Below are 14,601 nucleotides of genomic sequence, written 5' to 3'. Positions count from 1 at the left end.
GTTGGCCGCTCGATTGTAGCGATCAGCCGATGCCTGTCGTTATCCGCGTCGTTTGCAGCCATGGTCGTTGAGTCAAAACGCCGTGCGGGCTATGGTGGGCGCTTTGCAGCCAGCGAACTTTCCATGTCGGTACTTCTCCGTTGCCTCCGTGTCGCGCCTCTCGCTGCCGCCATGACTTTGCTTGCTGCTTGTGCAACCACGCCCTCGGCGGCCGGCAAACCCAGTGCCCAGGTCAACGCGCTCTACGCACAGCTCGACCAGGCCAGCCAGGGCTACGAAGTGGCGCTGCAGCAGTCGCGTCAAGGCAACGTACAGGCCTCGCAGATCACGCTGACGCAGTCGCTGGATCAGCTCAAGGCGGCAGCGGCGCGCTGCGGCAGCACGCCGGGCTGCGATTCGCAGCGCTTCTATTCGGTATTCGATCATCTGCTGCGGCTCAAGGACGGCGACTTCGGCGGCGATCAGGATCTGGACAGCGATATCGATCCCAGCCAGGCCGCGCTGCCCACAGGCAAGACCGGCGCGGCCAGTCTGCCCGAGGCGCAGCGCAGCGTGACCCTGCTGCACGGGCAGAAACTCTCTGAGTTGATCGCGATGAACGGGCCGGTCAAGGCGGCGCTGGAAATGTGGTTGACGCAGTGGCGCCCGGCGCTCATGGATGCCTACGTCAACTATCAGTACATGCGCTTCGAAATGTGGCCGCAATACCAGGCGGCGGATCTGCCCGAAGCGCTGCTGTTCGGCATCATGGCTAAAGAGTCCGGCGGCAAGGTGCATGCGGTATCGCGTTCGGGCGCGGCCGGGCCGCTGCAGTTCATGTACGCCACCGGCACGCGCTTCGGCCTGACCAGCGACGGCGGCTTCGATCTGCGCTACGACCCGTCGGAATCGGCGCGCGCCAACGCTGAGTACATCAACGAGCAGCTCGGCCAGTTCAACAACAATCTCGAGCTGACCATTGCCGCTTACAACGGCGGCGAAGGGCGCGTGCGCCGCGTGGTCGGCGACGATACCTCGGTGAGTTTTTACGACCCGCGCATCTACAACCAGCTGTCGCAGGAGACGCGTGACTACGTGCCGTCGGTGCTGGCGGCCGCGTGGCTGTTCCTGCATCCGGACAGCTACAACCTGAAATTTCCCAAGGTCGATGGCGCACCGGGCAAGGTCACGCTCAAGCGCGCGGCCTCGCTGTCCGAGCTCACCGTCTGCCTGGGTTCGTCCAACGGCATGAATGACGGCTGGTTCCGCACCTTGCGCAACCTCAATCCGCGGCTGGATCCGCAGGCCCAGCAACCGGCGGGCAGCGACATCCACCTGCCCAAGTCGCTGGAAAGGGTCTATGCCTCGCGCTGCGTCAGCGGCCCGTGGCCGATTCTCGCCAACGATCTGCATACGGCGGTGATTCCGGTGGTTGCCTATACACCGACGCCATCCTCGCCCGCGCCGAAGGCCGAACGACGCTACAAGGTGTACAAAGTTCGTCGGGGCGATTCGCTAGCCAGTGTCGTGCGCAAGTTGCAGTGTTCGAGCGTGCAGGAAGTGGCCGATCTGAATGGGTTGAAGCATCACTCGATCAGCCCCGGTCAGACGCTGAAGCTGCCCGATTGCCGCTAGTCGGCGAATCAGTAAAAGCTGCGTCACCGCATTGGCGAGTGACGCAGGCGGTTCCACGCGCGGCGGTTTCAGGCGTTAGTTGCTTGAGTTTGAGCAGAGGCCGATGCGCTGACCGACCAGCACCGCCTGCTGCGGCTGCAGCGCATCCAGCGTGACCATGCCCGCCGGCATCAGCAGGATCACGGTGGAGCCCATATTGAAGCGGGCCATTTCGGCGAACCGCTCCAGCGTGATGTTCTGGCCTTCGAACGACTTGCGCCGGATCGACGAGGCATACGGTGGAATCACCAGACCGTCCCACACCGTGGCGACCGACGACACCAGAATGGCGCCGACCATCACCAGCACGAACGGGCCGTGCTCGCCTTCGAAATGGCAGACCAGCCGTTCGTTGCGCGCGAACAGCTGCGGAATAGCCTCGACCGCGAACGGCGCCACGCTGAAGATGCGGCCGGGCACGTGCACGGTTTCCTTCAGCCGCCCGGCCATCGGCATGTGCACCCGGTGGTAGTCGCGCGGAGAAAGATAGACGTTGACGAAGCGGCCGTTGCGATACGGCGCCGCGGCGGCCTCGTCGCCGAGCAGCTCGGCCGCGGTGTAATCGTGGCCCTTGGCCTGGAAGATCCGCCCGTCGACGATATCGCCGGACTGGCTGACGCGCCCGTCGGCCGGGCAAAGCAGGGTGGTCGGGTCGGCATCGGCAAGCCGGGCGTCGGCGCGCAGCTTGCGGGTAAAGAAGGCGTTGAAATGCTGGTAGGCCAGCGGATCGGGCTGCAGCGCCTCGGCCATATTGACCTGGTAGTTCCGCACGATGGTGCCGATCAGCCAGTTTTTCCACGGCGCGAACGTCCAGCGCGTAGCCCAATAGACCACTCGCGACAGGGCGCGGTGGGGCAGCACGTACTGGAGGATGATCTTGAAGGTCATCCTGCCAGTATAAGCAAGCCGGGCGATCCGGGTCGCTGGCTTTATACTGCCCGCCCTTGAATGCGCCTGCCCAGGATTTTCCGTGACTGCCGAACTCGCCTCGATCATCGACTTCATCCGCTATGGCGCCAGTCGCTTCTCGGCCGCCGGGCTGACCTTCGGGCACAGTCACGACAACCCGATCGACGAGGCCACCCACCTGGTGCTGGCCAGTCTGCATCTGCCGCCGGATATTCCGCCGGCCTACGGCGCGGGACGTTTGACCAGCGAAGAGCGCGCCGCCGTGCTGACGCTGATCGACCGCCGCGTCAACGAGCGCCTGCCGGTCGCCTACCTGGTCGGTGAAACCTGGTTCGCCGGACTGAAGTTCAAGAGCGACCGCCGCGCGCTGGTGCCGCGCTCGCCGATCGCCGAGCTGATCGAGTCGCGCTTTGCGCCGTGGCTGGACCACCGACCGATCGAGCGAGCGCTGGATCTCTGCACCGGCTCGGGCTGCATCGGCATTGCCATGGCCGAATACAACCCCGACTGGCAGGTCGACATCGTCGATATCAGCGAGGAGGCGCTGTCGCTGGCACGCGAGAACATCGTGTTCCAGCACCTGGAAGGCCGCGTGCATGCGATCCAGTCCGATCTCTTCGCCGGCGTCGAAGGCCGGCATTACGATCTGATCGTCTCCAATCCGCCCTACGTCACCGAAGACGAGTACACCGCGCTGCCGGGCGAATACCGGCACGAGCCCAAACTCGGGCTGACCTCCGGCGCGGACGGTCTGGACCTGTGCCTGCGCATGCTGGACGAGGCGGCCGAGTATCTCACCGACGAAGGCCTGCTGATCGTCGAGGTCGGCGAAAGCGAGCACGCGCTGGCGGCGCTGCTGCCCGAAGTGCCGTTTATCTGGATCGAGTTCAAGGTCGGCGCGATGGGCGTGTTCGCGCTCGAGCGGCGCGACCTGATCGAGCATGCCGATGCCATTCGCGCGGCGGCGGCCGCTCGACGCGCGGCTTGATGCGCTTGCCGCAAGCATCAGACCGTGCCGCACGGCTGAGCGTCTTCGCGGTTAAGCTGTAACGGTTATCCACGACGCATCGACGCCATGTCCAGCAATTCCTTCGGCACGCTTTTTACGGTCACTACCTTTGGCGAGAGCCACGGGCCGGCGATTGGTTGCGTCATTGACGGCTGCCCGCCCGGGCTGCCGATCAGCGTCGAAGAATTTCGTACGGATCTCGATCGTCGCGCCACTGGCCGCAGCCGCTACACCTCGCAGCGGCACGAGGCGGACGATGTGGAAATTCTCTCCGGCGTGTACGAGGGCAGGACCACCGGCACGCCGATCGGGCTGCTGATTCGCAACACCGATCAGCGCAGCAAGGACTACGGCGACATCGCGCAGACCTTCCGTCCGGGCCACGCCGATTACACGTACTGGCAGAAGTACGGCATCCGCGATCCGCGCGGCGGCGGACGCTCTTCCGCGCGCGAAACCACCATGCGCGTGGCGGCAGGGGTCATCGCCAAGAAGTGGCTGGCCGAGAGATACGGCGTCCGCATCCGCGGTTACCTGGCGCAGATCGGCGACATCGTCGCGAGCGCGTTCGACTGGGATGCGGTCGAGCAGAATCCGTTTTTCTGGCCCGATGCCGGTCAGGTGGCTGAGCTGGAAGCCTTCATCAACGCGCTGCGCAAGTCCGGCGACTCGGTCGGCGCACGCGTCAACGTGGTTGCCGACGGGGTGCCGCCGGGCTGGGGCGAGCCGATCTACGGCAAGCTCGACAGCGACCTGGCCAGCGCGCTGATGTCGATCAATGCCGTCAAAGGCGTGGAGATCGGCGACGGCTTCGCCGCGGTGAGCCAGCGCGGCAGCCAGCATCGCGACGAGATTCGTCTGGACGGCTTTGCGTCCAACCATGCCGGCGGCATTCTCGGCGGCATCAGCAGCGGACAGCCGGTGACGGCATCGATGGTGCTGAAGCCCACCTCGAGCATTCTGATTCCCGGCCAAAGCGTCAACACCGCCGGCGAAGTGACCGAGGTCGTGACCAAAGGCCGGCACGACCCCTGCGTCGGCATTCGCGCCACGCCGATCGCCGAGGCGATGATGGCGCTGGTGCTGATCGATCATGCGCTGCGCCATCGCGCGCAATGCGGCGACGTCGGTATCGTCGAGCCGCGGATTCCCTGATGCGTTCTACGCCGGATAGGGCGGAAGGCTCCATTGAAAGGACAGTGCTTAAGTGAGCGAGCGACAACGCGTATGGGTATCGCGCCCCATTTTTCCCGAGACCCTGACGACGCTGGGGCAGTATTTTGAGGTCGTGGCCGAGACCGTGGAGCAGAAGCTTTCCGCCGAGCAGCTGAAAGCCACGCTGATGGACGTCGATGGTGCCATCCTCGGCGGCGGCGACCGTATCGACGCGGCCTTGCTCGAGGGCAATCGCCGGCTGAAGGTGGTCGCCAACCTCGGCGTGGGCTACAACAATCTGGATATCCCCGCACTGACCCGGGCCGGCGTACTCGCCTGCAATACGCCCGACGTGCTCGACGAGAGCGTGGCCGACTACGCCTGGGCGCTGATGCTGGCGGCCGCGCGTCGGGTCGGCGCCGCCGAGCGCTGGCTGCGGGCGGGTCAATGGCACGGCATGCGCTTCGACGACTGGCTCGGCGTCGACGTGCATGGCAAGACGCTGGGTATTCTGGGCATGGGCCGCATCGGCCAGGCGATCGCGCGCCGCGCCGCGGGCTTCGGCATGCCGGTGATCTATCACAACCGCCGTCGGCTGGCGGCGGATATCGAACTGGACTGCAAGGCACGCTACGTCGAAAAGCCTGTGCTGCTGGCGCAGTCCGATCATCTGATCCTGGTGCTGCCGTACACGCCGGAAAACCGGCACGCCATCGGCGCGGCCGAGCTGGCGATGATGAGGCCGCATGCCGTACTGGTGAATATTGCGCGCGGCGGCATCGTCGACGACGCGGCGCTGGCGGCGGCTCTGCGCGAGGGGCGCCTGGCGGCGGCCGGCCTGGATGTGTTCGAAGGCGAGCCGGCGGTGCATCCCGATCTGCTGGCGCTCGATAACGCCGTGCTGAGTCCGCATATTGGCAGCGCTACCGCAGCAACCCGCCGTGCGATGGCCACATTGGCGGTCGATAATGTCATTGCGGCGTTGGGCCACGGTCCGCATGCGGGGCATCCACCCACGCCGATCAATGCCGAGTTGCTCACAAAGTGAGCGCTCAACTGGCCGTCCAAATGTTTGCACGTGTACTCTGTGGCGCGGCGGGATTTCGGCATCGTGATTGTTCCGCCATGTTTTCTCCCTTGAGCCATCCTTAGAACCGGAATCGCAGGTAATCAATCCGTGAGTAAAAAGAGCAGTTACAAAGTGGCCATGGTCGGTGCTACCGGCGCCGTCGGCGAGACGCTGCTGGCGATCCTGGCCGAGCGTGATTTTCCGGTCAGCGAGCTGATGCCGCTGGCGAGCGAGCGATCCGCCGGTGGCAAGGTCAAATACGCCGGGCAGGACGTGACCGTGCAACTGCTCGATACCTACGATTTTGCCGGCGTCGATATCGCCTTCTTTTCCGCCGGCGGTTCGGTCAGCCGCGCGCATGCGCCGCGTGCGGCGGCGGCCGGCGCCGTGGTGATCGACAACACTTCCGAGTTTCGCTACGACGACGACGTGCCGCTGGTGATCAGCGAGGTCAACCCGCACGCCATCGCCGACTACACGCGCCGCGGCATTATCGCGAACCCGAACTGCTCGACCATGCAGATGCTGGTGGCGCTGGCGCCGATCCATCGTGCCGTGCAGATCGAGCGGATCAATGTAGCGACGTATCAGTCGGTATCGGGTGCCGGACGCACGGGCATGGAGGAACTCGGCCGGCAGACCGCGGCGCTGCTGAATTTCCAAAGCGTCGACCCAGGCAAGAAATTTCCGGCGCAGATCGCGTTCAATGTCATCCCGCAGATCGACGACTTCCAGCCCAACGGTTACACCAAGGAAGAAATGAAGCTGGTGTGGGAGACGCGCAAGATCCTCGAGGACGAGTCGATCCAGGTCAATCCGACGGCCGTGCGTGTACCGGTGTTCTACGGCCACTCCGAGGCGGTGCATATCGAGACGACCGACAAGATCACCGCCGAGCAGGCGCGCGAGCTATTGGAAAAGGCGGAAGGCGTGATCCTGGTGGACGAGCGCAAGCCCGGCGGTTATCCGACCCCGGTGGGGGAGGCCGCCGGCAACGACGCGGTCTACGTGGGGCGCATCCGCGAGGATATTTCGCACGAGCGCGGCCTGGACCTGTGGATCGTCTCGGACAACATCCGCAAGGGTGCCGCGCTCAACGCCGTGCAGATCGCCGAAAAGCTGATCGAGGACTATCTGTGATGGCGCGTACAAGCATGACGCTGGCTCTGAAAGCCGCCACCCTGGCGCTGCTGCTCGCTTCCCCCGCGGTCTGGGCCGATGGCCGGGCGATGTCGCACAAGGACCGATCCGGTGCGGCGACGCAGGCCTCGCTGGCCCGCGCCAAGCAGAAACTGCAGCAGCAGCAGGCTCAGGTGGAGCAGTTGCAGGGTTCGGTCGCAAAGCAGGAGTCGGACAGCAAGCAGGCCAGCGAAAGGTTGCAGCAGCAGGACAAGGCCATCGCCCAAATGCAGCAGGAACTGCAGGCGCTGCAGGCAAAACAGGCAGCAGGACATCGCTAAGACGGCTGGCATAGCGAGAACGGACTACAGGAATGTACTGCAAGTGGTCGTTTCAGCTATTGTTGATTAGTCTGCATGTAACTAAAGTGGTTCCGCGTATGGAGCACGCTGCGGCGTCGGCAACTTCATCAATGGCGCTGTCCATGGCGTCAAGAGTCGTTCGGGGGAAAACGCAATGAATCGTTCGTTGAAGTTGTCGATGCTCGTCGCGTTGGCATTGGGCAGCAGCCAAGTGCTGGCGCTGGACATGGGGCAAATCCAGGTCAAGTCGGCCCTCTGGCAGCCGCTGCTGGCCGAGATCCCGATCAATTCCGCTACGCCGGCCGAGCTGAAAGGACTGACCGTGCAGCTGGCCTCCAACGAGGACTTTGCGCGTGCGGGCATTGTCGGCGGGCGAACCACCGTGCCGCTGAGCTTCAGCGTGGTGAACAGCGGCGGGCGACCGGTGATCCGCATTACCAGCACGGTCGCCGTCAACGATCCCTATCTGGACCTGCTGCTCGAGGTGAACGATCACGCGGGCAAGAGCGTGCGCGAGTTCGCCATTCTGCTCGACCCACCCAATTCTACGCCCGGCGCCGGCGTCGCGACCGCTCCATCGGTGCCCGTTCGTTCGGCCCCGGTTCGCCCGGCGCGCACCACGCCATCGACGTCGACCGCCGCCGAGTCTGCGCCCGCGCCGCGCCCGCATCACCCGGCAGCAGCGCCGAAATCCGACGAGGCCGCCGTCGGCGCAAGCAAAGGCAAGTACGGCCCGGTCGAAAGCGGGCAGACGCTGTCGTCCATCGCACGCAGCACGGCGCCGAGTGCCGGCGTCAGCATGAATCAGATGCTGATCGCGCTGAAGCAGGCCAATCCCGACGCGTTCTATCGCGACAATATCAACGCGCTCAAGCGCGGCGTGATCTTGCGCATTCCTACCGCTGCCGAAGCGCAGACGCTCGCCGCTGCCGCGGCGGTCGCCGAAGTCCAGCAGCAGAATAGCGACTGGCGCGCTGGCCGTGTCGGCAAATCGACCACCGTTGCCGACACGGCGACGCGTTCGCCAGCTTCCGGCACAGCCTCGTCAGGATCCAACGGCGTCACGGATCGTCTGGCGCTGGTGTCTGCGGCGGATCGGCAAGGGGCGAGCGGTCAGGGCGGCCAGGTCGGCGGCAAGGGCGATCAGTCGTCCGCCGGCCTGCGGCAGGAGCTGCAGCGCACCAAGGAAAGCCTGGCCAGCGTGCAGCAGCAGAGCAATGATCTGAAGACGCGGCTGCAGGATCTGAACGATATCAACAGCAAGAACGAGCGCCTGCTGTCGCTCAAAGACAATCAAATCGCCGAGCTGCAGGCCAAGCTCGCCACCGCGCGCAAGGCCGCCGGTTTGCCGGCGCAGACCGTGTCCGCCGTCGCCACACCGGCCAAAGCCGCCACGGCTGCGGCGAAACCGCCGGTTACGGTGGCTGCCGCGGGTTCCGCAGCGGCGCCGGGTGCAACCGCGTCGGCATCTGCCGCCGCGCCGGTCGCGTCCAGCTCGGTGAAAACGGCGCCGGTCGCGGCGGTTGCCGCGCCAGCTGCGGTCAAGCCCAAGCCCGTCATCGTGCCGACGCCGGTCGCCGAGGATCCCTGGTATATGCAGACCTGGGCATGGGCAGCGGGTGCCGGTGCGGTGGTCGTCCTGGTGCTGCTGGCCTTGCTTGGCCGCCGCCGCAAGGCAGCGGCCGAGGTCGAGTCGTCGCCGGCGTCGCTGGCCGATCGTTTCGGCTCCGAGTCGATCGGTCACGATCCCAGCGATATCGATCAGAACGAGCTGCTCGATCAGCTGGCCGAGCATCCGGACGACATCGGCCTGCATCTGGAGCTGGTCACGCTGTATTACTCCCGCCGCGACGTCGATCATTTCGAAGCGGCTGCCGAAGCCATGCACGCGCACATCACCGATACCGAGCAGGATGAGTGGCAGGACGTGCTGCATATGGGCGAGGATCTCGCGCCGGGCCACCCGCTGTTCGATCACCACGTGGAGCTGCCGCCGCACGAAATGCATGAGGCGCGCCGTGCGTTCGATATCGACCACTATGCGTCGGACGACGTGATGCCTGATTTCGAGGCGCCTGCGGCGAAGACACCGTCGGCGATGCCGCCGTTGCCACCCTCGAAGATGGTCAGCGAGTACCACTTCAATTTCGACGGCGACAAGCCTGAAGTGCCCAGCACAGCCCCTGGCGAGCCGGAGGACGACGTCATGCTTCCGCCGGTGACGGCGCCGGATTCACACGACGAGCTTTCGCATGCAGCCCCGGTCAAGGCCATATCGGATTTTGGCTTCGACGAGCCGGAGTCCTTTCACACGGAAACATTCCATAAGGACGGCGACCTTGGCGGCAATCAGGGACTGAATCTGGATGATTTCAACGATGACCCGGTCGATACCAAGCTCGATCTGGCGCGCGCCTATGTCGACATGGGCGACGCCGACGGCGCGCGCGCCATGCTCGGCGAGGTGATCAAGGAAGGTACGCAGATTCAGCAGGATGTCGCCAAACGGCTGCTGGAAACGCTGCACTGATCGTCCGCCGCGACCGATGTACTTGACCGTCGGGCCGGCCTTGCCGGCCCGACGTCGTTGTCGGCGACCGCCGACCGAGGATGGCCCAGTGTCGCGAGCGCCCCTAGAGGGATGCCCAAAGAGCGGGCACAGGATGCGCAGGAGCGACCTGCTAATCTTGTGCGTCTTCGATCGAGCTTTTACCGAACGTCATGCGCATCGCCCTGGGTATCGAATACGACGGCACCGATTTCTCCGGCTGGCAGCGGCTGAAAACCGAGGCCAGCGTGCAGGCGAGCGTGGAGCAGGCATTGTCCAGAGTTGCCGCGCATCCGGTGGAAATCAGCTGCGCGGGTCGTACCGATGCCGGCGTGCATGGACGCTGTCAGGTCGTGCATTTCGACAGCGAGGCGCAGCGCGACATGCGCGGCTGGATGCTCGGCGTCTCGTCCAATCTGCCCGATAGCGTGGCGGTGCTGTGGGCGCAGCCGGTGGCGGCCGAGTTTCACGCGCGCTACGCCGCGCGCAGCCGCCGCTATCGCTATCACATCCTCAATCGGCCGGTGCGCGCGGCGCTGGACGCGCGCTACGTCACCTGGGAGCGCCTGCCGCTCGACGCCGATCGGATGCACGAGGCGGCGCAGGCACTGTGCGGCGAGCACGACTTCAGCGCATTCCGCGCGCTGTCCTGCCAGGCCGCGCATCCGCGTCGTACGGTGCTGAACGTGTGCGTTCGACGCGAGGGTCAGCACGTTTTCGTCGAGATCGAGGCCAACGCATTTTTGCATCACATGGTGCGCAATATCGTCGGTTCGCTGCTGCTGGTCGGTCGCGGCGAAAAACCAACGACATGGATGGGGGAACTGCTGGCCGGCTGCGATCGCCAGGTGGCCGGTCCCACCGCGCCGGCATCGGGCCTTACCTTTCTGGGGCCGCGCTACCCGACCCACTGGGGTCTGCCGGCCGAGGTCAGTCAGCTCGAACCGTCGGTGCCTGAAGCATTGCCCATCGAATCAGCATGGCCGGAGATTGCCTCGTGACGCGCATCAAGTGCTGTGGCATGACCCGGGTCGAGGATGCGCTGCTGGCTGCGCGGCTGGGGGCGGACGCGATCGGGCTGGTGTTTACCGCGCGCAGCGCGCGTCGGGTCACCATCGAACAGGCCGCGCAGATTCGCCGGGCGCTGCCGCCGTTCGTGAGCGCGGTGGCACTGTTCATGGACGACGCCGAAGTGCTGGTGCGTGAGGTGATCGACGCCGTGCAGCCGGACCTGCTGCAGTTTCATGGGCAGGAGAGCGACGCGTGGTGTGCCCAGTTCGGCCAGCGTTACCTCAAGGCGATCGCGATGGGCGAGGGTGTCGCGGCGCTGTCGCGGCTGCACGATTATCCGGGCGCTGCCGGACTCCTGCTGGATGGCCACGGGCTCGGCGAGGTCGGCGGCAGCGGGCGCACGTTCGACTGGTCGCAGATGCCGCGTGACCTGACGCAACCGCTGATCCTCGCCGGCGGACTCACGGCCGACAACGTGGCTCGGGCCATCTGCATCGCCCGGCCGTGGGCGGTGGACGTGGCCAGCGGCATCGAGATTTCGCCCGGTATCAAGGATGCCGCTAAGATGACGGCTTTGATCGACGCGGTTCGATCCGTCGCCATGCCCGCCTGATGGCAACCTTGGCGTTGCGTCGGCGGCTTCCTCCGCGACGTTGTGCCCCTGTGTGGCTTGAGCTGCTGCTGGGATGATGTTTTTTTGTCTTGATTGAGTGAGTGCATGAGCAAGATCGCGGATTTCAACGCCTACCCGGATGCGCACGGCCGTTTTGGCGAGTACGGCGGCAGCTATGTGGCCGAAACGCTGATGGCGCCGCTGGCCGAGCTGGCCGAGGCCTACGAGCGGCTGCGCCACGATCCGGAATTCATCGCCGAGCTGGATCGCGACCTGAAGTACTACGTCGGTCGACCCAGCCCGATCTACCACGCCGAGCGCCTGTCGCAGCATGTCGGCGGCGCGCGCATCCTGCTCAAGCGCGAGGATCTGAACCACACCGGCGCGCACAAGATCAACAACACGGTCGGCCAGGGCCTGGTGGCCAAGCGCATGGGCAAGCCGCGCATCATCGCCGAAACCGGCGCCGGCCAGCACGGCGTCGCCAGCGCCACCGTGGCCGCGCGGCTCGGCCTGAAGTGTGTGGTCTACATGGGCGAGACCGACATCGAGCGACAGAAGATCAACGTCTTCCGCATGAAGTTGCTCGGCGCCGAAGTGATACCGGTGACCTCGGGTTCCAGGACATTGAAGGACGCGCTCAACGAAGCGATGCGCGACTGGGTCACCAATGTCGCCGATACGTTCTACATCATCGGCACCGTGGCCGGCCCGCACCCGTATCCGATGATGGTGCGCGATTTCAACGCCATCGTCGGGCGCGAGGCGCGCGAGCAGATGCTGGAGCAGTACGGTCGTCTGCCCGATGCGATGACCGCCTGTGTCGGCGGCGGCTCGAACGCGATCGGCCTGTTCCACGCATTTCTCAACGATGCCGACGTGCGCATCGTCGGTGCCGAAGCGGCGGGCGAGAGCATTGCCAGCGGCCATCACGCGGCGTCGCTGGTGGCCGGGCGTCCGGGCGTGCTGCACGGCAACCGTACGTACGTGTTATGCGACGACAACGGCCAGATCACCGAGACCCACTCGGTGTCCGCCGGCCTCGACTATCCGGGCGTCGGTCCCGAGCATGCGTTCCTGAAAGACGCCGGCCGCGCCGAATACGTCGGCGTGACCGACGACGAGGCGATGGAAGCGTTCCACCTGCTGGCGCGCACCGAAGGCATTCTCGCCGCGCTGGAATCGGCGCACGCCGTGGCGCAGGCGATCAAGCTGGCGCGCGAGTATCCGAAGGACGCGTTGATTCTGTGCAATCTGTCCGGCCGCGGCGACAAGGACGTGCAGACGATTGCCGAGCGTGAAGGAGTCACGATATGAGCCGCATCGATCGGCGCTTCGCCGCGCTCAAGGCGGCCAAGCGCACCGGCCTGATTCCGTTCGTCACCGCCGGCGATCCTTCACCCGACCATGCGGTAGCGCTGATGCATGCACTGGTCGACGCGGGTGCCGACCTGATCGAGCTGGGCGTGCCGTTTTCCGACCCGATGGCCGATGGTCCGGTGATTCAGCACGCCAGCGAGCGCTCGATTGCCAAAGGTATCGGCCTGGCGCATGTGCTGCACTGGGTCGGCGAGTTCCGTACGCGCGATACGGACACCCCGGTCGTGCTGATGGGTTACCTCAATCCGATCGAAATCCACGGCTACGCGCGCTTTGCCAAGGAAGCGGTCGAGGCCGGGGTCGACGGCGTGCTGGTGGTCGATTGCCCGCTGGAGGAGGCGGCCGTGCTGAAGCCGCTGATCGATGCGGGGCTGCAGCAGATTCGCCTCGCCGCACCGACCACGGCGCCCGAGCGGCTGGCCCAGCTGTGCGAAGCCGCCACAGGTTTTCTGTATTACGTATCGTTTGCCGGCATTACCGGTGCCGGCCATTTGAGCACCGACGACATTGCTGTACGCGTGGCCGATATCCGTGCACGTGCCAAGGCGCCGGTGGCGGTGGGTTTCGGCATCCGCGACCCGGCCAGCGCCAAGGCGATCGCCGGCTTCGCCGATGCGGTGGTGATCGGCAGCGCGCTGGTCGAAAAGCTCGACGGCGCCAGCGATGCGGCAACGATCGCCGAGCGCGTGAGCGCCTTTCTCGCGCCGATCCGCGCCGCGCTGGATGAGCGCTGACCCATGCCGATCGCGCACCGGACCGGCCGCATGCGGACCTGGGGTGACGACTGGGCGATAATGAACCGATTTCTCGACAAGCGGTGATGCGATGAACTGGCTGCAAAAAATCATGAACCCGCGCACGCGCAGGCCCCAGCCGAACCCCGGCAAGGGCTCGGTGCCCGAGGGCGTGTGGGAAAAATGCGGCGGCTGCGGCAGCGTGCTGTATCGGCCCGAGCTTGAGCAGAACCTGATGGTCTGTCCCAAGTGCGGCCATCATGGCTATATCGAGGCGCGCACGCGCCTGCTCGCGCTATTCGACGAAGGTTCCAGCCAAGAATTCTGGGCCAGCATGGAGCCGACCGACCCGCTGAAATTTCGCGATACGAAAAAGTATCGTGATCGCATCGTCGCCATGCAGAAAAAAACCGGCGAGAAAGATTCGCTGCTCGTGATGCGTGGCCTGCTGAAGGCCAGGCCATTGGTCGCCTGCGCTTTCGAATACGCGTTTATCGGCGGTTCGATGGGTTCGGTCGGCGGCGAAAAATTCGCGCGTGCGGGCGAGCTGGCACTCAAAGAGCGCGCGCCATTGGTGTGTTTCGCCGCCAGCGGCGGCATGCGCATGCAGGAAGGGCTGTTCTCGCTGATGCAGATGGCCAAGGCCGCGGCCGTGCTGGCACGTTTGCGCGATGCCGGCATTCCGTTTATTTCGGTGCTGACGGATCCGACCACTGGCGGCGTATCGGCCAGTTTCGGCATGCTGGGCGACATCAACATCGGCGAGCCGAAGGCATTGATCGGTTTTGCCGGTCCGCGCGTGATCGAGCAGACCGTGCGCGAGACGTTGCCGGAAGGCTTCCAGCGTTCGGAATTTCTGGTCGATCACGGCGCCATCGACATGATCGTCGACCGTCGCGAGATGCGCGACAAGCTGGCCGATCTGCTCGGCATTCTTTCCAGTCAGGCGCGCGCGGCCTGATCCGTTTGAATGATGAGTTTTCCACAGCGAATGTGGAACGCTTGCGGCAAAGCCTGTGGACAAGCAGGCTTTGTCGTT

At 65.2% G+C, this 14,601-nt stretch carries 13 protein-coding genes; 12 read left to right on the top strand and 1 reads right to left on the bottom strand.

Annotated elements, in window-relative coordinates; all coding sequences use genetic code 11:
- Nucleotides 1–123: 123 nt before the first annotated feature.
- The gene (locus HDE76_RS05660; RefSeq protein WP_184505935.1) at nt 124–1,614 is read left to right on the top strand and encodes a transglycosylase SLT domain-containing protein; all 1,491 of its coding nucleotides are present in this window, start codon (nt 124–126) and stop codon (nt 1,612–1,614) included.
- Nucleotides 1,615–1,689: 75 nt separating this feature from the next.
- On the opposite strand, the gene asd is transcribed toward HDE76_RS05660, so the two are convergent.
- Entirely contained in the window at nt 1,690–2,541 is an 852-nt protein-coding gene (gene asd / locus HDE76_RS05655) for an archaetidylserine decarboxylase (protein ID WP_184505933.1), read from the bottom strand.
- Between the two features lie 82 nt (nt 2,542–2,623).
- Here asd and prmB point away from each other — a divergent pair, with 82 nt between their 5' ends.
- The 11 genes from prmB (at nt 2,624) to accD (ending at nt 14,523) form a co-directional block, all read left to right on the top strand.
- On the top strand, nt 2,624–3,550 hold the full coding sequence (gene prmB, locus HDE76_RS05650; protein ID WP_184505931.1) for a 50S ribosomal protein L3 N(5)-glutamine methyltransferase: 927 nt from the start codon (nt 2,624–2,626) through the stop codon (nt 3,548–3,550).
- 87 nt (nt 3,551–3,637) lie between these two features.
- On the top strand, nt 3,638–4,726 hold the full coding sequence (gene aroC, locus HDE76_RS05645; protein ID WP_184505929.1) for a chorismate synthase: 1,089 nt from the start codon (nt 3,638–3,640) through the stop codon (nt 4,724–4,726).
- A gap of 52 nt (nt 4,727–4,778) precedes the next feature.
- Nucleotides 4,779–5,774, top strand: a complete 996-nt coding sequence (locus HDE76_RS05640) for a D-glycerate dehydrogenase (RefSeq protein WP_184505927.1) — start codon at nt 4,779–4,781, stop codon at nt 5,772–5,774.
- Nucleotides 5,775–5,903: 129 nt separating this feature from the next.
- The gene (locus tag HDE76_RS05635; RefSeq protein WP_184505925.1) at nt 5,904–6,935 is read left to right on the top strand and encodes an aspartate-semialdehyde dehydrogenase; all 1,032 of its coding nucleotides are present in this window, start codon (nt 5,904–5,906) and stop codon (nt 6,933–6,935) included.
- Nucleotides 6,935–7,255 carry a hypothetical protein gene (locus HDE76_RS05630; RefSeq protein ID WP_255481452.1) on the top strand — a complete coding sequence of 107 codons (321 nt, stop codon included), beginning with the start codon at nt 6,935–6,937 and terminating at the stop codon, nt 7,253–7,255. Before HDE76_RS05635 ends, HDE76_RS05630 begins: the two co-directional genes overlap by 1 nt.
- Before the next feature lie 175 nt (nt 7,256–7,430).
- Nucleotides 7,431–9,806, top strand: a complete 2,376-nt coding sequence (locus HDE76_RS05625; RefSeq protein WP_184505922.1) for a FimV/HubP family polar landmark protein — start codon at nt 7,431–7,433, stop codon at nt 9,804–9,806.
- Nucleotides 9,807–9,997: 191 nt separating this feature from the next.
- Nucleotides 9,998–10,825, top strand: coding sequence for a tRNA pseudouridine(38-40) synthase TruA (truA, locus tag HDE76_RS05620; protein ID WP_184505920.1), 828 nt, complete (start codon nt 9,998–10,000; stop codon nt 10,823–10,825).
- On the top strand, nt 10,822–11,448 hold the full coding sequence (locus HDE76_RS05615; RefSeq protein WP_184505918.1) for a phosphoribosylanthranilate isomerase: 627 nt from the start codon (nt 10,822–10,824) through the stop codon (nt 11,446–11,448). Before truA ends, HDE76_RS05615 begins: the two co-directional genes overlap by 4 nt.
- 105 nt (nt 11,449–11,553) lie before the next feature.
- Nucleotides 11,554–12,765 carry a tryptophan synthase subunit beta gene (trpB, locus tag HDE76_RS05610; protein ID WP_184505916.1) on the top strand — a complete coding sequence of 404 codons (1,212 nt, stop codon included), beginning with the start codon at nt 11,554–11,556 and terminating at the stop codon, nt 12,763–12,765.
- The gene (gene trpA, locus HDE76_RS05605; protein WP_184505914.1) at nt 12,762–13,562 is read left to right on the top strand and encodes a tryptophan synthase subunit alpha; all 801 of its coding nucleotides are present in this window, start codon (nt 12,762–12,764) and stop codon (nt 13,560–13,562) included. The genes trpB and trpA overlap by 4 nt, the downstream gene beginning before the upstream one ends.
- A gap of 91 nt (nt 13,563–13,653) precedes the next feature.
- Nucleotides 13,654–14,523 (top strand): acetyl-CoA carboxylase, carboxyltransferase subunit beta, encoded by an 870-nt coding sequence (accD, locus tag HDE76_RS05600; RefSeq protein ID WP_179480292.1) that lies wholly within the window; start codon nt 13,654–13,656, stop codon nt 14,521–14,523.
- Nucleotides 14,524–14,601 lie beyond the last annotated feature (78 nt).

Source organism: Rhodanobacter sp. ANJX3, from assembly GCF_014200755.1.
Classification (GTDB): domain Bacteria; phylum Pseudomonadota; class Gammaproteobacteria; order Xanthomonadales; family Rhodanobacteraceae; genus Rhodanobacter.
Note: the sequence above shows the minus strand (reverse complement) of the source record. Positions and strands in the feature narration are given on the sequence as shown.